The organism is Bacteroidota bacterium (assembly GCA_016706865.1).
Classification (GTDB): Bacteria; Bacteroidota; Bacteroidia; order Chitinophagales; family BACL12; genus UBA7236.
This window is the reverse complement of sequence record JADJIS010000002.1, coordinates 1,123,693-1,145,063: the sequence shown is the minus strand read 5'-3', so window position 1 is coordinate 1,145,063 and position 21,371 is coordinate 1,123,693. Positions and strand designations below refer to the sequence as shown.

Genomic DNA, 21,371 nt, shown 5'->3' with positions numbered 1-21,371 from the left:
ACAATTTATTATTTAGAAATTAATATTTATTCTAAGATGTATAAAACCTTACTTATCATATTAGATTCGTCAAAAATCGTCATAATTGCAATCCCAGAAAATGATTCTGGTAATTTAATTTCAATAGATTGCGTATTAAAGAATTGCCTTAAATATATTTCTTCTCCGATGGAATTATCAACCTTTACCAGAATTTCATTGGACTCCCAATTTTGCAATTTAATAGTGAATCGGCCACCACTAGGATTGGGGTATATAATAACAACTATCAAATTAATGTTATTAATATAACTAAATCCTTCATCAATCACATTGTCGCAATTATCATCGATACCGTTTTCAAATTCTTCAGCACCAGGGTAAATATCAGAATTACTATCATCACAATCAGTGTTATCTAATATATAACCGTCAACTATTGAACATGAGAGAGTATCAATTAATGAGTTACCAAAGTTATCAACATCTGCATCTAAATAATAGGTATTTAAAGTGAAACCCTCATCAATATCCCCATCACAATCATCATCAATTCCATTGCAGGTTTCTTGTAACTCAAGACAGTCTGGGTATAACTTGATTACCCAATAGTCGTATTGACCGATACATACTTCGGTCTTATCGCCTGAAATCCCAGATTGAGATAACCCAGCCAATATATATCCTCCATCATTTGTAGGTTCTAATTCATAAAACACATCGAGTGAAATTCCTCCGATCGTACTTTGCCAGTCAATTTCTCCTAATTCACTCAGTTTAACAATCCAGTAATCAGTTTGACCATGATTATCCTCTGTTTTATCGCCTGAAATATTAGAATATGAACAACCTCCTACTATGTATCCTCCAGTGCTGGTTTGTTTTACTGAAAAAAAAATGTCCCAATTATTTCCTCCAATCGTATTTTGCCATTCAATTTCTCCAAATGAATCCAACTTAACAACCCAATAATCATAATACCCTAAACAAGATTCATTTTTGCTTCCAGAAAAATCAGAATTTGATTGCCCTCCAATAATATATCCAAAATCTATTGTTTGTTGAATGGAGAAAACTTCATCATATAGGTTACCACCAATCGTATTTTGCCATTCGATTTCTCCCAATGAATCCAACTTAACAACCCAATAATCATTAAATCCAAAACAGTTTTCAGTTTTATCACCAGAAATATTGGAATATGATGTACCAACCAATATATAACCTCCGTCAACTGTTTGCTCCATTGAATGAAGCCAATCATCTAGATCACCTCCAATCGTATTTTGCCATTCAATTTCTCCTAAAGAATTTAGTTTCACGATCCAATAATCACTATAGCCTATTTTCTCTTCTGTTTTATCACCTGATAATCCCGATTCTGAGAGACCTCCTAAAATATACCCGCCATCGATTGTTTGTCCTACAGACCATAAATAATCTTGTTGATCACCTCCGATCGTATTTTGCCATTCAATTTCTCCCAAGGAATCCAGCTTCACAACCCAATAATCAGGATTAGAATTTATACCAATATAATTTTCCGATTTTTCACCGCTTAAACTTGAACTGGAATAACCACCGACAATATATCCTCCATCCAATGTTTGCTTAATATCATACACTTGATCCTGATTATCACCTCCGATCGTATTTTGCCATTCAATTTCTCCGGAAGAATTTAGTTTTACGATCCAATAATCCGAACCTCCCCTTGAAGAATCAGCCTTATCTCCAGATACTCCTGATTCCGAATGCCCTCCCAAAATATAACCGCCATCAGATGTTTGTTCAATTGAATAAAGCCAATCATACAAGTCACCACCTATCGTATTCTGCCATTCAATTGCAGGAACTTGCGCAAGCGAAATTTGTATAGTTGATAGAAGGAATATAGATATGACTAGCCTTTTCATTATTTAATTGAATATTACCAAATTTACTGTGGTTTTTACGAGTTTTCTTACAATTTCGGAAGAAATTTTAAATATCTTTCAAAAAATCACTATAATTATTGACAAAATCTGACCGAAAATAGATGTTCAACCAATTGTTTATATGTTACACCATTATGTTCTAAAAAGAGGCTTTTAGCAGAAATCAGGTTCGAAATTTATATAACTCATTCATTTTCAACATCAATTGGTTCGATAATGGTATCCTTTGGGCTACAATCATCCACAAACAGTTGAGTATCAATTGTTTGTGGATGAAATTTAAAAAACCATCTAACCTTTCACAAATTAAGTTTTAAAATATTCGATAGCATTTTCATCTTTTATTAGAGAGTAACAATTAAACAAAAACTTAAATTAGTTTATAAAAATCTTTTAGTAAACTTTCCTTCTGGTGAAAATAGTTTAATAATATAAGTTCCTTTAGCTTCAATCAATTCTATCTGTGTTTGTAGATTTGTTATTTTATCTGAATAAACCTTTTTCCGGTAACATCAAACACATGAATTTCAAGGTCACTTATTAATTCATTCAGGTTTATATATAAAGTATTTTTAAAACTGTAAACAGTAGCATCTAAAATATTATTTTCTTCGATGCCGACAGTTGTTGTATCGCCAATTGTATCTCCGGCTAAAATGCCAACATCACATTTGGTTTCATACGCGTAATCCTTAATAATTAAAGTATCTCCTTTGCCTTTTGTATCACAGCGTATCCATCCATAATGATTGCATCCGTATTCATCAAGGAATCTAATTCCGAAATAATTATCTGTTTTTTCTGGTGTCCACTTACCTCTATTTGTTATTGTTACTCCATCTAATACAATTCTTCCCGCTATTATCTGATAAAAATCATTTTGAAAGTCTAACCCCTCGTCAATAAATTCATTACTTAAAAGTGCATAAGGATAATATAATGTAAAACCCCCATAAGAAGGATCTATCACACTTTCTAAGCCTGCGATCGCATTACTCGGATATTGAGGTGCAGCATGTAAATAATAAAAATATAAATAATCACTTCCCCAATAGGTATAACCAATTCCTGTGAATTTCAAAAAGGCAAAGTCTAAGATTCCATTGTCGTCAATATCTAACCTTACAAGTTCAAGATGGTTATCAATTACTGTATCTGGATCAATATCTGTATACTAGCTTCGCCATCAGCTTCCTTTAGAAAAAGAAAACTGACAGCAAATGTGGAATATTGCAATAGTTTATTATCCGGTTTCAATATTATAGTTTTACAAATTGTTTATTCATCCTTATTCCGTTTCTTAATTCAATGGTCATCAGGTACACTCCAGCGGATAATTGTGAAATATCTACTTTATGATTATTTTGAAGCTGTGAACTATAACAAGTAACTCCCTGTAAATTCACAATCTGCACATTAAAGATACTCAGATCATCAAAACTTTCGCCGTTTATATGCACTTTTATTTCCAGATTGGCCGGATTCGGATAGAGATTTAAACTAAATGTTGGTTTGCTACCTTCTCACGGAGGATAATCGGCAGCAATCGGCACTCTAATATATCCGAATGAGTAAGGTAAGACCTCCAGAGTTAACAAAGGATCACCTGAAGATGGGGCATTTTTAAAGGTATCTATTTGGGTTATTTCTATCGAATAATGAACATCGTTTATATTGTTATAACATTCATTGAGAACAAATAAGGTATTCTGGCCTCTCCCTGAAGTAGAATATGGCTTTTTTGCGATTACGGAATAAATAGTTGCTGTATCAGAAATATATAATAACCCGTCAGGAGCATAGATTCCGGTTGTTCCTGACAGATTCAATTGAATTTGCTGCGATTCATCTCCCGAATTTGTAAAATATATGAACAGGTTTGTTTTTGCAGAATCAATAAAAACCGTTGGTTGGACATTAATATTATTTCTTGCAATTGTAAAATTACATTGGAGATAAGAGAGATTCTGTTTACTTATTTCACTTAATAACTGCATTACAAAAAACGTTGCTCGCTTTATATAATAATTTCTTGCATCAACACTGTCTATCGGCTCATTATAAGGATAAATGTTCTTCCCGATTGAATCCAACTCATTCGGTCTTTTTGCCGGACTCATAAGATGCTATTACTTCCACCAGCGTAGTTGTGTAAATGTGCATATTTAAAAAAGTTACGACGATAATTGGAATTGTAATTCAGTTTTAAATTTTTTAACCACCATTCCTGAAGCATCACACAATGCACAAAAGATTGCCCGTAGACCCCAATTTGGTTAATTTGAGTTGCAGGATATCAATTCCCACTATCCTTGAAATTATATTCAGAAGTTATTACATCCTTACCTCCCAAGGAAATGGAAAGATTTAATCCGAGATACCTTATGTAAATCCCATGATTCAAGGTACCAAGTTTTATTAAATGCTTTAAAATTTTTAGCTATGCCATCAAAAGCATCCTCAAGCCTTGTATCATAAGTGTCATAGAGCCAACCAAGTGTATCTCCGAGGCTACATGAATAGGTTGATTCCAGATGATTAAATGAAATGGTATCATAATTTTTTGTTTCATAGTATGGATGTATCGCATAGGCATCAAAAGCTTTTCGGTAGTGTCCCGGTTCGCCTGTAATTTCTACTTTTTCCAAGCGTTTGGTAAATAAACTGTCATTCCAGTCTGAGTAATTATATGTTCCTTCAATTTTTGCTTCGGCAAATAATGCAAACGTTGTATCATGGATATTTTCCGTAGGTAGTGCGATTTTGCAAGTAAATTCTGGGTCTGTCTTAAAAGCAGCTATATAATCGTGGTCAGACCAGACATCACCTCCGATCAAAACACTGTCAAGGCTATCCGTAATACCCCCGTTTATATATATCCAGTAATCTTCTAACTCATAAATCCCAAGCATTTTTTCAGAGAATTTGTAATACATTTCATTACCCAATTCAACATACACTACATTTACATCATGTGTCGGGTTATCCCTTAAGTATTCTACTATTGCTCTGCAATCGCTTGCTGTTTCATTCATTATATTCAGGTCTACAACAACATCGACTGTGTGCCCGGGATTTTCAGTTTCTATTTTTGAATCATTTCAATAAAATCATCAATATGCCTGTGCGTTGAATCTAGTATTTGTTCATCAAGCCATCTTCCACCAAATCCTTTAAAATCGCCAACTTCTTGAACATGCATCCAGCTTAAATAGAAGGAATCAGGTGTGGTATTAATATTCAGAGCTTCAACAATTGTGTCAAATATTGGTGCGTTATCAACACCATCTGTCCGGTCATAAAATCGTATTATTTCTTCGAGATCATACCCATACCCCCGGACCCTCCAAAAGGTGCATAAATTTACTGTCTGCCCCTCCTGGAAATCGTAACCTTGCAGGAGCAAGATCACTCATCCAGTTCCATTGGTCAAGAGCGGAGCTATCGTTGGGAATTTGTTTCCTTCCGAATATTCCCGCAATATGAAATCCATATTGACCCTGATTAACATCATTTATATTACTGCCTAAATTAACATAAATAGTTGAGTCTCCATGCACTTTCGCGTATTGGCTATAATTATTACTGAAGTATTCTTTTTTCATGCCTGATGAAGTCCGGTAATTTTCTCCTGTTTCTAGTTCTTCCTCGTCAAGTCCCAATACCAAACGGTATCCATGCCATCGGTCAGCGTTTCCTGAATGATACCGGTAGTATCAAATATTTCTTCATCAGGAAAATACTGCGCCTTTAAATGGGAGTTAAATATTAAGAGAAAAGTAAATAACACAGCAGCTCGATGCCGCATTTTGGTAATTGGATTTTTCATTTTTATATATTTTAGTTTGATTTAAGATTTTCGATTGGAAATGATAATAAATAAAGCAGCGCGGAACTTCTAACAATTCAAGATAGAAGCATTTCATTATTTAATTTGAAAATTACCAAATTTATTGGTGTATATTCTGCTTTACCTCCAATTTACATGGAAACTTTAAAAATTTTTCAAAAAATCACTATAATTATTGACAAAATCTGACCAAAAATGGAGATTCAACTTTCGTTTGTATGGAAAACTAATTATTACTAAAAGACACATTTAGCAGCAATTCAGATACAAAGTTTATGTAACTCTTTCATTCTCAATACCAATTGGTTCGATAATGGTATCCTTTGGGCTACTATCCTAATATAAAAAAGATCAATTTGCAATTCGCAAATTGGTCTTTTTTTTTACCTTAAAAACAACAATTATGATAGTTTATGTTTATGCCCTTAAAAACAAAGTCAATAATGAAATTTATGTTGGAATCTCCACTGATACAGAACGCAGATTGAAGGAACACAATTCCGGAAAAAATAGATATACAAAAGCATTTATGCCATGGTCTATTTTTTTTATTGAACCTTGTGAGGGATTTGAAGCAGCAAGAAAACGCGAAATTTATTTTAAGTCTGGAGCAGGAAAAAGAAAACTTCGAGAAGTATGATTTTAATTCTTGGTAAGGGTTACCCACCAGCTCGACGCGGGTGCTGGAGGTCTATTTTTATTCTTTAACCTCTGAATACTTTGATGCAGCAAGAAAACGTGAAATGTATTTTATGTCGGCTGCCGGAAAAATAAAACTTTGGGGAATTTGATTATTTATTCTTTATAAAAGTGTTTACGTGAGTGAAAAAAATGAAATTTTATCGACACTTAAATTTTTAAACATTTCGTTTATTTAATAAATTTCAAAACCCAAACAAAAACGCCAACTCAATTCCCGCAATATCATAATGCGTTTTTTGATCACCGGTTATGTATCCGGTAAGACGTTTTTCGGAAACAGTGTAGAAATTATATTTTGTGATACCATAGGTATAATAAGCGGTTAATCGCATTCTGTTGTGATCGTCTTTATTGGTATTAATGTAAAATCCGGATTGTGCACGAAGAGCTATGGAATATCCCCGAAAAATATGGAAATTTACGGAGGGTAATAATTCCATTTGTTTATCTCCAAAACCCTCTCCCGATTCTAAACTTTTTGCATTCGTGGAATTAATAACAAATGATCCGCCAAGAAGGAAAAAATTTACCGGTAAATAATTCACTCCGAAGTTCATGGCAATATCTGAATTGTTGTAAGAAACCTGATTTTCCGTTTCCGATCCAATTTCATCTGCCGAGCGTGTATAACCTCCTCCTACTTCATATTCCAAATGTTCCGTTCCAAATAAAAAACGTATGCCGAATCCAGCTCCACCATGTATGTTTAATACCTCATCAAGATCCATACTGTCGGATAAAGTTTCAAAATAACTTTCCAATCCCGGACGATTTGCATTTGCATAATGAAAACTAAATCCCCCCGATCCCGAAGATTGCGCATATAGACCAGTAATTGACAGGCAAAAGAATATTCCGACAGTATATTTTTTCATGTGTGTGTTTTAGCGGGTTGAAATTAGTGTATTTTTACGACATACGACATAGGACATACGACATACGACATGATGGGATTTAATAAAATTTCGTAAGAAATTTAAACTCCTCTTAGCCACCGTAGCTTTAGCGAAGGCGGCTTTCTCCTCCCTCCTTACCTAAATCATTAAACTGCATAACCTAGGTCACCCGTAGTTATGATGATCAGGGCTAATTTGGGGCTGTAAATAATTGTTCTAATTAAATATTTTGTTATGAAAAAGAATCTGATATTAGTTGTTGCATTTATGGTAATGCTGATGAATAATTCTTGTGATGATATTGAATTTATTAATGAGCACAGCTTGGTGGGAAGTTGGAAAATTACTTCGTTTGTAATGAATGGAAATGATGTTACGGAACAGTTTAGTGATTTTATTATAACCTGTGATGAGGATGGAAGTATGATCATAAGTGGAAATGGAACAATATATTATTGTGATTGGGAATGGAATGACGCCGATCATTTTGAATGCAGTTTTCAATTACACAGTTGTGATCATAATTCCATAATGTGGCAAATACAAAATGTATGGAATATTTCGGAGCATAATGAGAATTATTGTAATTTTGAGTCACAAGGATCAATGCATCACAATACAATGATGTGGGCAAAAACTGAGTGAATTTTTTAACGACAGAGTTTAAGATTTCAAGTTTATTACCAACAATTCCTAAAATAGAAAAAGCGCCTTCTAATTTAAGGCGCTTTTATAATATGAAGAATACTAAATTCAAAAATAGTTATACTACCGGTTGAACCGTTTTACTTAATATACTTTCCGCCATTCTTGTTCCTTCCACTCTTGCCTTTATTTTACCAAAAGCAATATCCTGTGCCGTTGAACGATCGTCTGCAAAAGGAGAAAATCCGCAATCATCTGTTGTTCCTAATTGAGCAATGGGAATATATTCTGCAGCCAATAAGATCAGATCGCGAATTTCCTCGGGGGTTTCAATCCTCGTGTAAATTACATTTGTTACACCGATAAAAACTTTTTGACCAGGTTTTAAGTTGTATTTAATTACTTCCAAAACATGTCGTTTATCTTTTTCCGCTGCGAATTCCAGATAAAAATTTGTTGCGTGTAATTCGAACAAGGATGGTAACAGATCTGCATAATCAATATCTGCACTGTGTGTTGAATCGTGATCACCACCGGGACAAGAATGCACACCAATCCGTTTGCGATCACTTTCATTAAAACGATCTATAACCTGATTATTAAGATCAATAAACATTTTAAGTAAATTCAGTGAGGGATCCAATTTAATTGCAAGCCGAGCTTCTGTAAAATCTATTTGCACATTGTATGCACCTGCTTCTAAACAGAGTCTTATGTCTTTTTCGGCTTCATTAATAAGATCAGTAATAAATTGCTCCCGTGAATAATTTTCAATTCCGTTTTGTGGATATAATAAACTCATTGCTGAAGCAGAAATTACGGCTTGTTTTACAGGCAAAGAGGTAAGCATTTTCGCCTTCCTTAAATAATCAACCGCATATTTACCGCATTTGAATGGTCCGGCAGTTAAACGAGGCAGTTGCCGTGTATGTCCATCAGCAAATGGAATTACCACACCATCAGAAGCGAGCTGTGTTAATCCTTCTAAGGGGTAAGTTACAAAACTTGATTTTGTTTGTTCCCCATCGGTAATTATTTCTGAGCCACTTTCTTCAAATTTTCTGATTATAGTTTGAGTGGCTTCTTTAAAAAGGTTATCCATCTCCGCTGCGTTCAAATTTCCTGCGGCATGATTGCCCATCGCATCGATCAATGATCCCGAACGCGGAATACTTCCTATAGGTTCTGTTGAAATCTTCATAGTACTTTATTAATTGTAAATTGTTTGAAAATAATAATTTGCCGAAAGTAAACTGTGTAAAGTGAATGGGAAAATGATTTAAAGTACATTTACATGCATTTGCAAATCATTTACAATTTAGGAATCCACATAAAAAATATGTTAATTCTTCATTGTTAAATCAAAATATTATTTGGTGCGCGAAATTATTTTTCCAAATAATCAAGGTCTTTGCCATAGGTATCCCTTAACAAAAAAAGCGATAAAACAGAAGCCGCAATACATAAGGAAGCAACGATCATTGCTGCATTTATGATTGAAATTTCATTGCTGAGAAACATGTATAATGCTGTGATCGGAATTACCATTGCTCGAACAAAATTGGGAATAGTGGTAGCTACGGTCGCGCGAATATTTGTACCGAATTGCTCCGCTATCATGCTTACATAAACTGCCCAATAACCGCAACTTACTCCAAGAAGTGCACATAAGAAATAAAAGGTAGACTGATCAATATTCCTTATATATAAATAGGTGCATATAACTATAAAACTGAATAGAATATACACAATAATAACTTTTTCCCGATTCTTAAAATATTGACTTAACATTCCACCTGCAAAATCTCCAATAGCCATTCCGACAGAGACCCACAAAATTGCAGCGCCAGCACTTACCGGCTTAGATACGCCTATTATTATACTCATTTCAGGTGATAAAATAATCAACAAACCCAAAATAACCCAAATGGGAATTCCCCCTAAAATGCATAAAAAGTATTTTCCTAATAATTTTTTGTTGGTGAATAGTTTTATAAAATTATTCTGTCCTCCAGTTTCATTTTTCATTTTTTGAAACATACCCGATTCATATGAGCCTATGCGTAATAACAACAATAAAATACCTAATCCACCACCTGCGAAATAGGCGATTTGCCATGAAAAATTCTTTGCGATCAAAACTGCAGAAATGGCACCAAAAGCACCAAGTGTAGCGATAAGCATGGTTCCGTATCCACGTTTTTCTTTTGTCATGGTCTCACTAATTAAAGTTACACCTGCGCCTAACTCACCCGCTAAACCAATACCTGCAATAAAGCGTAAAATTGCATATTGATCTAAATTATTTACAAATCCATTTAATAATGTGGCTATAGAATACAACAAAATGGAACCATATAAAACTTTTAATCTGCCTTTCTTATCACCGCAAATTCCCCAAATAATTCCACCGAGCAACATGCCTGCCATTTGAATATTTAGTAAAAACAATCCTTTAGAGGTAATTTCCGCACCCTCATAACCCAGCGCCATTAAACTGGGTGTACGCACAATGCCGAATAACATAAGATCATATATGTCGACAAAATAGCCGAGGGCAGCCAACAATACAGTATTATTAAATAATTTCTTATTTAAAGTTAGAGCAGGTTGAATATTCATTTGCAACAATTGGATTTCGAAAACGAAATAAAATCATTGCTCCTAATCTATTTGCAGATTTACAATTAATTTAATTTTTAAAACACAAAATGAAGTTTCTTTACAAATCTTTTAATAAAGCAGCAAGTTAAAAATTGACTTTACAAAAATATCTCGATTTATCTCCCAAAAGAATCATAATACTTCACAGCATGTTTTTCATAGCGTTTTAATAATTCGATATTTTGTTTTTCAATATCTGTGAGATCGTTTGTGATATTTGTGGAAATAGGCATATACCATTCTACGGCGTGGTCGAATAGAAAACGCATTTTTCTGTTTTTGAATGAATATCCGTGACGGGCATAAATTGCATTGCGCATTACTTCAAGATCTGCCAGGTACATATTTTCTATATCTTTTGATTTTAATAAAACTTTTGATGCATTGAATTTATAAATATCATCGGTTAACGATTCAGCAGTAGTAGAAGTGTCAGTTTCTTTATAAGTACCGTATAATCCTTCATAGGTAAGGTATTCAGGAAGTTCCAGATCAGGATTGTATTCAAATGTTTTGCGTTCCAGTTCATATTCTCTCTCTGTAACGGCAAGATTTTTATCATTGGAATTCCATTTACCGATTATTTTGTTGGAATTTGCATTGATCACAAATACAAAGCTGCCATCATACTTATCGTCACCGGGTTCTTTAGCTGTAACTTCAAAGGTATTGTCATTATTTTTTTTATAGGAACCTTTAAAGGGACGCATATTTCCGGCAACTATACTATGTCCGAAACAAATGGTTTCACTTAAGGAATCTATGGAAATTGTAATTTTATTTGAGTACATTACATTTTTTGCATCATCATATACTGAGGCTTCAAAATATCCCACATAATATGCCTCAATACCAAATTCATTTTTAAAAACGTGATTGTTACTTGTATTAGAAGCAAAGGAAAAATTACTGCTTAAATTTTCTGAAGTAGTTTTTTCGTTGCTGCAGGAAACAACAAAAAGGAAAAGTGCGATAATAGAGATCTGTTTCATTTTTTTAATTTTTTATAGATAATAATTTCAGCGATAATTAAATTTAATACCCAACCTAACCATGCAACTATTATATAAACATCCATTGGCCGGGGGTGAAATAATTCTATCAATATCCATTTCCAGGCACGTAGGGTAATTGCTGATAAAGTTAACGCAAAACTGCGATACATCCATATCTTATGTGCCACAAAATTTTTGTTACGGGCATTAATATAGGCTTGCAAAGTAAACCAAAACCAAAGGACAGCCAAAATGCAAAAAGCAAAAATGGAACTTGATCCGCCGTTGGCATAAAGTCCAATAATGAACCCGGAAGGTGCTCCCAGAGCAAGAATGGAAAAAACATATATTCTCCCGTTGATCCGATGGAAAGGTTTATAATTTTTTTGAATGTATTTCGAGAATTGCGTGAACCCTGCAGGAAGTGCAAGAATTGCTGTAAAAACATGAACATAAAAGGCAGGGAGATACCAACTGATATTTATATAATCCTGTTTTATTCCCAAAAATGCAGTGTCGGTTCCCGCAGGGATATATTGCAAAACGATACCGAGCATGAGGATAACAAAAGCGAAATACGAAAGGAGGAGTAGGGAGTTAAATAGTGTGATTTTGTGGTTTATGGTTTTCACTTTGTAAAAATATTACAGTGGTTTGTCATAAATAAAAAGGTTCAGATTTCTCTGAACCTTGTACCCGGGGCGGGAATTGAACCCGCACGAGCATTGCTGCCCACAGGATTTTAAGTCCTGCGTGTCTACCAATTCCACCACCCGGGCGGGTGGTAATACAGAGGCACGGTGGTAGACCGTGCCTGAAACTGAGCGAGAGACGAGATTCGAACTCGCGACCCCGACCTTGGCAAGGTCGTGCTCTACCAGCTGAGCTACTCTCGCAGAGGGTGATTTTTCCTTTAGGGAGTGCAAATATATAGGGGAAATTTGGTTCATTCAAAGGGTTTTGAAAGTTTTTTACGAATTCATTTAAATAGGTATCACATGTCATGTCAATTATAAAACGCCATGAAACCCAGTAATGGTGGATATTTGAAGCCTATTGACACTGCTGAAATGCGATGTGGAATAACAATTAAAATAAAAATTAGCGCTTTATCTTTGAAAAAAAATGAACCATGCAGAAAGTTATTGAGTGCGTTCCCAATTTTAGTGAGGGTCGCGATATGAGCATCATCAAACAAATTACTGATGCCATTGAATCGGTAGAAGGAGTTAAATTATTGGATGTGGATCCGGGTAAAGCAACCAACAGAACCGTTGTTACACTGGTGGGAAATGAAAATGATGTTGTAGAAGCTGCTTTTCGAGGAATAAAAAAAGCATCCGAAATAATTGACATGCGCAAACATAAGGGTGAACATCCAAGAATGGGCGCAACGGATGTTTGTCCTTTTATTCCTGTTGCAAATGCTACAATGCAGGATTGTATCGATTGCGCAAAAAAATTAGGTAAACGTGTGGGTGAAGAATTAAATATTCCTGTGTATTTATATGAAAGTGCTGCTAGTGATCCCGAAAGAAAAAATCTCGCCAATGTTAGAGCAGGTGAATATGAAGGAATAGAACAAAAAATAAAATTACCGGAATGGAAACCTGATTTTGGACCAACAACTTTTAATGCAAAAACCGGAAATACCATTATTGGTGCAAGAGATTTTTTGGTCGCATTTAATGTGAATTTAAATACAACAAGTGTCCGCCGCGCAAATTCCGTTGCTTTTGATCTGCGTGAAAATGGTAGAATTGATCCCTCCGGAAAAAAAGATGCCGATGGAAATGAATTAAGAATTCCGGGTGCTTGTAAAAGTGTAAAAGCAATTGGTTGGTTCATTGAGGAATATGGTATTGCTCAGGTGAGTATGAATCTCACAAATACAAATATCACACCCGTTCATATTGCTTTTGATGAAGCTGTAAAAAGTGCTTCAGCAAGAGGAATGCGTGTAACGGGAAGCGAGTTGGTTGGATTAATTCCACTGCAAAGTATGTTGGATGCGGGAAAATATTTTCTGGAAAAACAAAACAGAAGTACCGGAGTAAGTGAAGAGGAATTAATTAAGATCGCCATAAAAAGTATGGGGCTTGATGAATTAAATGATTTTAATCCGGAGGATAAGATCATAGAATATAAATTGTGGGGAAAAGAAAGACATGGTAAATTAATTTCCATGAGTTTAACTGCATTTGCCAACGAAACTGCAAGTGAGAGTCCTGCCCCGGGTGGAGGAAGTATTTCGGCATATGTTGGTGCATTGGGAATTAGTCTCGCAACCATGGTTGCCAATTTATCATCACATAAAAAAGGTTGGGACGACAAGTGGAAAGAATTTTCAGACCACGCGGATAAGGGTCAACAATTAAAAGATAAATTAATGAAGATGGTGGATGAGGATACCAATGCTTTTAATCAGATCATGAATGCTTTTTCTTTGCCTAAAGGAACTGAGGAAGAAAAAGCAGCGAGAAAAAAAGGTATTCAGGAGGCGACTTTAAACGCAATAAATATTCCTTTTAAAGTAATGGAATTAAGTTTGGAAAGCATGCAAACAATTAAAGCAATGGCAGAGATCGGAAATCCGAATTCGGTGAGTGATGCCGGTGTTGGAGCCTTGTGTGCAAGAACAGCGGTAATTGGCGCATTTTTAAATGTAAAAATAAATGCAGGCGGGTTGAGTGATAAAGAATTGGCAGCAAATAAAATTGCAGCGGGAGAAAAAATAGTTGCGGAAACGGAGAAATTGGAGAAGGAGATTTTGGAAATTGTTTATAGTAAGATAAAGTAATTGCATCCCACAGAGTTCCTTTGAGCCATGTAACAAAGGACGAAGGAGTTCAGCTTATCGGCGGAACTCTATAGCGAAAATTATCAACCCAAGAGTGTCCCCACAGTGTTACGCGCAGCGAACTCTGTGGATTGGTGGAATAGAATTCTCATCTTCGTTCAAGTAAAAGATTAATTTATGTATCATTATACAAGGCCGCAATATTGAATATTTTTTATAGTAAAATAATGTAGATCAATGTTAATATATTCCTATTCCCTACTCACATTTTTATTACCTCTGCTAGCACTTTGTAATTTTCTTGCCAAGAGAAATACATATTCATACAATTGGTGGAGCTCCTTAATACTTTTCCTACTCGTTTATTTATTTACCTTCCAGGCGGGAGGATGGCCATATATAGGATTTAATTGGAGATATTATTCTTTGATCATTTACATTATATTGGCTCTGGTTGTTTATATTAAATTCAAAAAAAAGAAAATAGCCGGGGTTCCAAAAAAATCAAAAGTAAGTGGCATTATTATTTCCATATTAATTGTTTTGTTTTGTTATACAAATCTGGAAGTGTGGAATGGCGGCAAAAATGATCAGGAAGCAATTAACCTGGAATTCCCATTAAAAAATGGAACCTATGTAATAATGCAAGGAGGTGATTCTGAAATAGGAAATGCTGCACATCGATACAAAACTCCACATTCCTATGCATTGGATATAGTTGAACTCAATGCAAAAGGAAAAAGAGGATCGAAATTATTTTCTAAGAATTTGCAAGATTATGAGATTTATGGAGATACAATTTATAGTCCCTGTGATGCTACTGTAATAAACTTAAAAGATGGCGTTGAAGAAAATGAACCGCCTGTAACAAATACAGAAAATCGCGGAGGAAATCACGTTGTATTAAAACAAGGGGAAGTTAAAATACTTATTTGTCACATGCAAAAAAATAGTATTCTTGTGCAAAGAGGACAAGAAATAAAAACCGGTGACCCAATTGGCTTGGTTGGAAATACAGGTTATACAATTGAGCCACATTTACACATTCAAGCGTATTCTACCATTAAAAATATAAATATGATGGTTCCCATGCGATTTAATGGGAGGTTTTTAAATATGAATGATGTAGTGAGAATGGAGCCACCTATACAAGGAGGCGAGTAACCCACCAAACGGAAGAAAAAAGTTGCCACGAATGCACGAATGAACAGCCATTGGTAGTGCGTAATTTTAAAAAAATTTTAATATTCGTGCATTCGTGGCTACTTTTTTTATCCCATTGCTGTGGCAATTAAACTCGTTGCATCACCGCACCAAACAAAGTATCCCCTCCATCCTTTGAAAATTGAAAATATTTTTGTTGCTCCAATTTTAGTGGTAAATTTTCACAAAACCAGTTGACATTTTTTTCATTTTCATCGGAGTAAACAGAACAGGTGATATAAATAATTTTTCCTCCGGGCAATAATTTATTTGTTACTGTAGAAATAATATTGCGTTGCTTTAAAACATATTCATTCAGTTTCTCCTCGGTAAAAAATGACAACCACTCTGGTGTTCTGCCCCAGGTGCCGGAGCCACTGCAGGGCACATCAGCAATAATTGCATTGAATTGGGGGATCTTTATCAATTCTTTTTCGGTAACTCTTTCAAGGTCCAAAATATAGGAAGTATAATTAGTATGATCGTGCCGTTCAAATCTGTCTTTAAGATTTTGAATTATACTCTCCCGGGAATCACTTACAAACAATTGGATCTGTGGCATTAATTCGAGAAGCAATAAACTCTTGCCACCCGACCCTGCACAACAATCCCACCATGCTTCATTTTTTATTGGCTGAAATATTTCTGATATATGCTGGGAAGCGATATCCTGAATTTCAAATAATCCTTCTTCAAAACTTTGCAAAGTGTCAAGAGGATAATTTTTTTCGAAAGCAATACAATTTTCTTTTATCGTAAATTCATATCCTGCCGCCATTAATTCTTCCACTACCTCCTGTTGAGTATCAGCATTACATCGAATAAAAATTTTCGGTTTTTGTTGAAGATAATTAAGGAAGGAGGAAGTTTCAATACTTTCAGAAACTTTTGAAAATAAGGGAAAATACGTCTTCATTTCAGTTTTAATATCAATGTCGCCAATTTCCCTGTTGTTTTTCCAATGACTGACGAAATCGGTTAACATCACTGAATTTTGAGCTGCGTTTACCAGTAATGCAGCAATATCTGAAAAATCATTATTTCCCTTCATCCGAAAATATCCAAACACCAACTCCGATAAAATTTTTCTATCCTTGGAACCAATGTTTTTATTTTCCCTGCAATAATTCTTTAAATGTATTTGCAGCGGAACTTCCCCATTGTATGTTGTAATAACATCCACAGCATTTCGCATCTGAATATCTTCCCGCATAATTATTTTTTATTAACTTAGCTAAAAATATTAAACTATGCGCAAAAGTATACTGTTCGTGTTGATTTCCGGGATAATTTGTCCCGTATTTGCCCAGCTTGGCTATTTCAGTGTTGGATATAACGGCAACATGTTTAAGTCGGAGAATTTGGATTTTGTAATTGACAGGTATAATGAAACCAGAGAATATCTTGACAAGACCATGGATTATCCTCATTACCTCGATGGTTTGGATATGCATATTGGAGGTGGAACTAAAATGCTTTTTGATATTGGATATGCCTGGCGGGGCGCTGAAGTTTCGGCAAATGGAGTTGATGCTTCGGGTATTAATACGCAGCGTGATCTTAAATATAAATACGGAGTTTGGAATTTCGCCTTGGCTTATAATTTTCTCAACTCAACAAAATTCATGTTGGCACTTGGATATACTCAAACGCTTGGTTCTGAAAAAATATATACACAAGTGGGTGCTTCGAGTGATATTGAAAATGAAAAATATGAAGATATCATTAAATCTTTTTCACCGGCAGCAGAATTTTTCATACAAATTGGAGTGCCATTAACCGAAAGTGCCGGATTATTAATTAAACCCTATTATCATTTAAATTTAGTGGAAACTGATTATGGTGATGTAAATCGTATGATTAATCCAGCAACAGCTGCAGCCGATGATTTTGAATTGCCCAGTAAACCAATGGGATTCGGATTTTCAGTGATGGCCGCTTTTGGAAGTTTTGGTGATTAATTAAATATTCAGAGCATCCTTATTCTCAAAAAAGGACAAGGCTCCGGAAGGGCATTTTTTTACCTGTTCGATAATAAATTCGGCATCAGCACCTTCCATGTTGATCCAGGGCGATTGTTTTGTGTTAAAAACGCTGTGTAATCCACGTACGCAATTACCGGAGTGGATACAAAGTTTAGGTTGCCAAACAACAGTTATGGTTCCGTTGGTGTAATTTTTCTTTTCCATCTGCCTAAAATTATCAGTTAAAACAATTATTCAAAATTAAAGTTTAATAAGAATAAAAACGTTTATTTTGCAAAGAATACGTTTTTCCATGCAAAAAATAACTGAACAAACATCCCACTACGATCATCTTGAAAAAATGCCCACGGCAGACATTCTGCACAACATGAATGAAGAGGATAAAACAGTTCCTTTAGCTATTGAAAAAGTAATTCCAAATATTGAAAAACTTGTAGATATCATCGCCGATAAAATGTTAAGCGGAGGTAGATTATTTTATATTGGTGCAGGAACTTCAGGAAGATTAGGAGTTGTAGATGCAAGTGAATGTCCCCCTACTTTTGGCGTGGAACAAGGATTGGTAATAGGGCTCATTGCCGGAGGGGATGCAGCTATTCGCAAAGCCGTGGAATTTGCCGAAGATGATATAAATGCAGGGTGGAATGACCTTAGTGCACATAAAATTTCAACAAGTGATGTTGTAATAGGTATAGCAGCAAGTGGCACTACACCATATGTGGTATCTGCATTGAAAACTTGCAGAGAAAATAACATCACTACAGCATGTATCACATGCAATCCGGATTCTCCCATGGCAAATAATGCAGATCACCCGATCGAAATAATTGTAGGTCCTGAATTTGTAACAGGATCAACCAGATTAAAAAGTGGAACAGCACAAAAATTGTGTTTAAATATGATCTCCACTGCAGTTATGATCAAATTGGGCAGAGTGGAGGGAAATAAAATGGTGAATATGCAATTGAGCAACGATAAATTGGTGGACAGAGGAACTAAAATGCTCCAGGATGCCTTAGGAATAGACTATAATGATGCCAAAGAATTATTATTGAAAGAGGGAAGTGTAAAAAAAGCAATTGAAAAATACAAGAGGTGAAAGTTACGCATATTCTTGTTTTTTAGTATAAAAAATAAATTTTTTTCTTTCCCTAAAACAAAATAATTTTCCGGCAGAAGATTGGAGATATGCAGGAAATAGAACCCTTTTACAATTGGTTGGAATACTACACTTCTGAGGAAGATGAGGCGAGTCCTTTTTTTGGAAAGGAATACAATGAGTTTGAATTTACAAATACAATATATAACTATTTTATCCATCCGCATTGGGACGAATTTGGTTCCGCAACCTTATATTTAAAAGTACTTCTTGCCGATTACGATACCGGTGTTGCAATAATAGAATTTATTGGTGAATGGAATGATACCTTATACAATGATATCATGTTTTTAAAAAGGGATGTAATTGATGTATTTATAGGTAACGGTATCAATAAATTTATTTTAATTGGTGAAAATGTTTTAAACTTTCACGGTGGTGATGACGATTATTATGAAGAATGGTTCGACGATATTGAGGATGGCTGGATCGCAGCAATTAATTTCCGGGAACACGTGGAAGATGAAATGATAAGAACTCATATCGATCGGTACGTTTTACTCGGTGCGCCGTTTAACAATTTAAACTGGCGAAAATATAAACCGCAGTTATTGGCTTTGTTCGTGGAGAATATTATGCAGAAGAAGTTGAGTTCCGGGTTTTGACATGTAGTAGATCTCCTTCGTCGATCACTACATGTTTCAGTTCTGAGTTCTGAGTTCAGGGTTCTGAGTTCTGAGTTCTGAGTTCTGAGTTCTGAGTTCTGAGTTCTGAGTTCTGAGTTCTGAGTTCTGAGTTCTGAGGTCTGAGTTGAAAATTTTATTAATTGTAGAGACGCAATGCATTGCGTCTCTACAATTAATAAAATTTTCAACAACCATTATCATTAATCAAAGTTTATAAGTCTCCTTAAACAAATAGACTATTTAATATGCATTTTCTAGCAACTTATATTTAATTTTAACCCATGCAAAACATAATATCAGATCTAAATCAAATACTCCAGGGTTACCCTACAAAATTCAACTTCATATCAGAATACGAATTTAATTCAAAGCCTACACCCGAGAAATGGAGCAGGAAAGAAGTTCTAGGGCATTTGGTGGATTCGGCGCAGAATAATTTGAGGAGGTTTATTGTTGGGCAATATCAGCAGAACGATAAAATATTTTACGACCAGAATTTTTGGAATGCGGCTAATAATTACCAATTCGAATCACGGCAGGATATTATTACCCTTTGGGTTTTATTAAATAAAAGAATTTGTGCTGTTTTAAATAATATTCCGGTTGAAAAATACGAGAATATTATTGATACAGGCAGAGATTCTATCTCCCCAAAAACAATAATCTGGTTAGCAGAGGATTATGTTAAACATATGAAACACCATATTAATCAGATAATACCCGGTTCTTTTGATTTGGTTTATTCCTGATATTTTTTTCTTTTTAACGAATTCCCAATTTGTTTAATGTATTAATATACATGTCACGGTTTTTATTATGTTCAGAAAGTGTTTTTGCAAAATAATGTCTTCCTGATCCATCACCCCGACCACAGAGAAATATGTAATCATTTTTTTCATAGTTCAATACCGCATCAATATATTTTATTGGCGGCATATGTATAGGTCCCGGAGGTAGACCTACATATTTATAGGTGTTATAGGGTGATTCAATTTCAAGATCAGCGAAATAAATTCTTTTTTTGGCAAAATCGCCGATGGCAAATTTTACGGTTGGATCGGCCTCGAGTTTCATTCCTTTATGCATTCGGTTCATATAAACGCCGGCAATTCTCGATGCCTCGTCTGAAGCTCTGTCATTTTCAGAATATACTATAGATGCAAGAATATATACCTCCTCCGGTGTTAATCCAATTTCTTTTGCCTTATTTAATCTTGCAGTCGTCCAAAATGTTGCATGTTCCTTTTCCATTCTTTTAATAAAGGAGGCAGCATCAGTATTCCAATATAGTTCGTAGGTATTTGGAATAAACAAGGTCATGAAATTATCTTTCGTTAATCCCAGTGTTTTAAAATAGGTGGTGGTGTCAAAGTAATTAACAAAATCTATAGAATCGGCTTCAATTTGTTCTCCTATCCTACCGGCAAAATCCTTTTTTGTTCTGATATTATTGTAGGTAACATTAACAGGAGTTTGTCGCCCGCTCATCAATAGATTTACAATTTCTCTGTTGCTCATTCCGTTTTTTAAAATATATCTTCCGGGATGAAGATTATTATCCAGATCCTTTTTTGTGGCCCACCAATAAAAAGAGGCTTCATCGTTTATAATATTAGCCTTTCGAAGTTGTACCATAACCGAATCCATGGTGGCATCAGAAGTGAGATAGAGAGAAAAATTTTCTTCTGTAGTTAAATTGGGGGCGACGATCTTTTTGTATTTAGCATAACCTAATACGCCAACAATAGCAACAACGAGCAGTAATGCGAACAAAAATATTCTCCATGTTTTGAATTTTCCACTGGCCATATCGGATATAGGTTTGATTAATGCAAAAATAGGAAGGAAATTTTATATGGTGGTATAGCTTGAAAAAAGAGAGCTAGCGCACTGATAGCAAACACCTTGCTACCATTTGCGCCAGCTCCAG

General features: G+C 34.9%; 23 protein-coding genes and 2 tRNA genes. 8 read left to right on the top strand and 17 right to left on the bottom strand.

Annotation, left to right across the window (positions count from 1 at the left end; all coding sequences use genetic code 11):
- Positions 1-26: 26 nt before the first annotated feature.
- The 7 genes from IPI31_07940 to IPI31_07910 form a co-directional block, all read right to left on the bottom strand.
- Positions 27-1,895, bottom strand: a complete 1,869-nt coding sequence (locus tag IPI31_07940) for a putative metal-binding motif-containing protein (protein MBK7567747.1) — start codon at positions 1,893-1,895, stop codon at positions 27-29.
- 499 nt (positions 1,896-2,394) lie between these two features.
- Positions 2,395-2,997: a hypothetical protein gene (locus IPI31_07935; GenBank protein ID MBK7567746.1), complete on the bottom strand. Its 603-nt coding sequence runs from the start codon at positions 2,995-2,997 to the stop codon at positions 2,395-2,397.
- A 178-nt stretch (positions 2,998-3,175) separates the two neighbouring features.
- Positions 3,176-3,376: a T9SS type A sorting domain-containing protein gene (locus IPI31_07930; GenBank protein ID MBK7567745.1), complete on the bottom strand. Its 201-nt coding sequence runs from the start codon at positions 3,374-3,376 to the stop codon at positions 3,176-3,178.
- A 63-nt stretch (positions 3,377-3,439) separates the two neighbouring features.
- Positions 3,440-4,036, bottom strand: coding sequence for a hypothetical protein (locus IPI31_07925; protein ID MBK7567744.1), 597 nt, complete (start codon positions 4,034-4,036; stop codon positions 3,440-3,442).
- Between the two features lie 222 nt (positions 4,037-4,258).
- Positions 4,259-4,951, bottom strand: coding sequence for a hypothetical protein (locus IPI31_07920; protein MBK7567743.1), 693 nt, complete (start codon positions 4,949-4,951; stop codon positions 4,259-4,261).
- A 288-nt stretch (positions 4,952-5,239) separates the two neighbouring features.
- A complete protein-coding gene (locus IPI31_07915) occupies positions 5,240-5,521 on the bottom strand; it encodes a hypothetical protein (GenBank protein MBK7567742.1) in 282 nt (93 codons plus the stop codon).
- Positions 5,522-5,553: 32 nt separating this feature from the next.
- A complete protein-coding gene (locus tag IPI31_07910) occupies positions 5,554-5,745 on the bottom strand; it encodes a hypothetical protein (GenBank protein ID MBK7567741.1) in 192 nt (63 codons plus the stop codon).
- Positions 5,746-6,172: 427 nt separating this feature from the next.
- Between IPI31_07910 and IPI31_07905 the strand changes: the two genes are divergently transcribed.
- Positions 6,173-6,406, top strand: a complete 234-nt coding sequence (locus tag IPI31_07905; protein ID MBK7567740.1) for a GIY-YIG nuclease family protein — start codon at positions 6,173-6,175, stop codon at positions 6,404-6,406.
- A 244-nt stretch (positions 6,407-6,650) separates the two neighbouring features.
- Here the strand turns inward: IPI31_07905 and IPI31_07900 are convergent, their stop codons facing one another.
- Complete coding sequence (locus IPI31_07900) at positions 6,651-7,343, bottom strand: hypothetical protein (protein ID MBK7567739.1); 693 nt, start codon at positions 7,341-7,343, stop codon at positions 6,651-6,653.
- A 255-nt stretch (positions 7,344-7,598) separates the two neighbouring features.
- Between IPI31_07900 and IPI31_07895 the strand changes: the two genes are divergently transcribed.
- Positions 7,599-8,009, top strand: coding sequence for a hypothetical protein (locus tag IPI31_07895; GenBank protein MBK7567738.1), 411 nt, complete (start codon positions 7,599-7,601; stop codon positions 8,007-8,009).
- A 118-nt stretch (positions 8,010-8,127) separates the two neighbouring features.
- Here the strand turns inward: IPI31_07895 and IPI31_07890 are convergent, their stop codons facing one another.
- From IPI31_07890 to IPI31_07865, 6 genes are all read right to left on the bottom strand, one after another.
- On the bottom strand, positions 8,128-9,210 hold the full coding sequence (locus IPI31_07890; protein MBK7567737.1) for a cobalamin-independent methionine synthase II family protein: 1,083 nt from the start codon (positions 9,208-9,210) through the stop codon (positions 8,128-8,130).
- 185 nt (positions 9,211-9,395) lie between these two features.
- The gene (locus tag IPI31_07885; protein ID MBK7567736.1) at positions 9,396-10,631 is read right to left on the bottom strand and encodes an MFS transporter; all 1,236 of its coding nucleotides are present in this window, start codon (positions 10,629-10,631) and stop codon (positions 9,396-9,398) included.
- Between the two features lie 158 nt (positions 10,632-10,789).
- Entirely contained in the window at positions 10,790-11,665 is an 876-nt protein-coding gene (locus IPI31_07880; GenBank protein MBK7567735.1) for a YARHG domain-containing protein, read from the bottom strand.
- Positions 11,662-12,225: a DUF2306 domain-containing protein gene (locus IPI31_07875; protein MBK7567734.1), complete on the bottom strand. Its 564-nt coding sequence runs from the start codon at positions 12,223-12,225 to the stop codon at positions 11,662-11,664. The genes IPI31_07880 and IPI31_07875 overlap by 4 nt, the downstream gene beginning before the upstream one ends.
- A 136-nt stretch (positions 12,226-12,361) precedes the next feature.
- Positions 12,362-12,447 (bottom strand) — tRNA-Leu (locus IPI31_07870).
- Positions 12,448-12,491: 44 nt separating this feature from the next.
- Positions 12,492-12,564 (bottom strand) — tRNA-Gly (locus IPI31_07865).
- Between the two features lie 236 nt (positions 12,565-12,800).
- Here IPI31_07865 and ftcD point away from each other — a divergent pair.
- Complete coding sequence (ftcD, locus tag IPI31_07860) at positions 12,801-14,468, top strand: glutamate formimidoyltransferase (protein MBK7567733.1); 1,668 nt, start codon at positions 12,801-12,803, stop codon at positions 14,466-14,468.
- Positions 14,469-14,705: 237 nt separating this feature from the next.
- Positions 14,706-15,632: a M23 family metallopeptidase gene (locus IPI31_07855; protein MBK7567732.1), complete on the top strand. Its 927-nt coding sequence runs from the start codon at positions 14,706-14,708 to the stop codon at positions 15,630-15,632.
- Between the two features lie 127 nt (positions 15,633-15,759).
- On the opposite strand, the gene IPI31_07850 is transcribed toward IPI31_07855, so the two are convergent.
- On the bottom strand, positions 15,760-16,884 hold the full coding sequence (locus IPI31_07850) for a hypothetical protein (protein MBK7567731.1): 1,125 nt from the start codon (positions 16,882-16,884) through the stop codon (positions 15,760-15,762).
- A 37-nt stretch (positions 16,885-16,921) separates the two neighbouring features.
- Here IPI31_07850 and IPI31_07845 point away from each other — a divergent pair, with 37 nt between their 5' ends.
- Positions 16,922-17,632 (top strand): hypothetical protein, encoded by a 711-nt coding sequence (locus IPI31_07845; GenBank protein ID MBK7567730.1) that lies wholly within the window; start codon positions 16,922-16,924, stop codon positions 17,630-17,632.
- On the opposite strand, the gene IPI31_07840 is transcribed toward IPI31_07845, so the two are convergent.
- Entirely contained in the window at positions 17,633-17,860 is a 228-nt protein-coding gene (locus IPI31_07840) for a (4Fe-4S)-binding protein (GenBank protein ID MBK7567729.1), read from the bottom strand. It lies immediately after the preceding gene.
- An 88-nt stretch (positions 17,861-17,948) separates the two neighbouring features.
- Between IPI31_07840 and murQ the strand changes: the two genes are divergently transcribed.
- From murQ to IPI31_07825, 3 genes are all read left to right on the top strand, one after another.
- On the top strand, positions 17,949-18,755 hold the full coding sequence (gene murQ / locus IPI31_07835) for an N-acetylmuramic acid 6-phosphate etherase (GenBank protein MBK7567728.1): 807 nt from the start codon (positions 17,949-17,951) through the stop codon (positions 18,753-18,755).
- Positions 18,756-18,844: 89 nt separating this feature from the next.
- Positions 18,845-19,420: a hypothetical protein gene (locus IPI31_07830; protein ID MBK7567727.1), complete on the top strand. Its 576-nt coding sequence runs from the start codon at positions 18,845-18,847 to the stop codon at positions 19,418-19,420.
- 302 nt (positions 19,421-19,722) lie between these two features.
- Positions 19,723-20,190 carry a DinB family protein gene (locus IPI31_07825; GenBank protein MBK7567726.1) on the top strand — a complete coding sequence of 156 codons (468 nt, stop codon included), beginning with the start codon at positions 19,723-19,725 and terminating at the stop codon, positions 20,188-20,190.
- Positions 20,191-20,203: 13 nt separating this feature from the next.
- On the opposite strand, the gene mltG is transcribed toward IPI31_07825, so the two are convergent.
- Positions 20,204-21,250: an endolytic transglycosylase MltG gene (gene mltG / locus IPI31_07820; protein ID MBK7567725.1), complete on the bottom strand. Its 1,047-nt coding sequence runs from the start codon at positions 21,248-21,250 to the stop codon at positions 20,204-20,206.
- Positions 21,251-21,371: the final 121 nt, after the last annotated feature.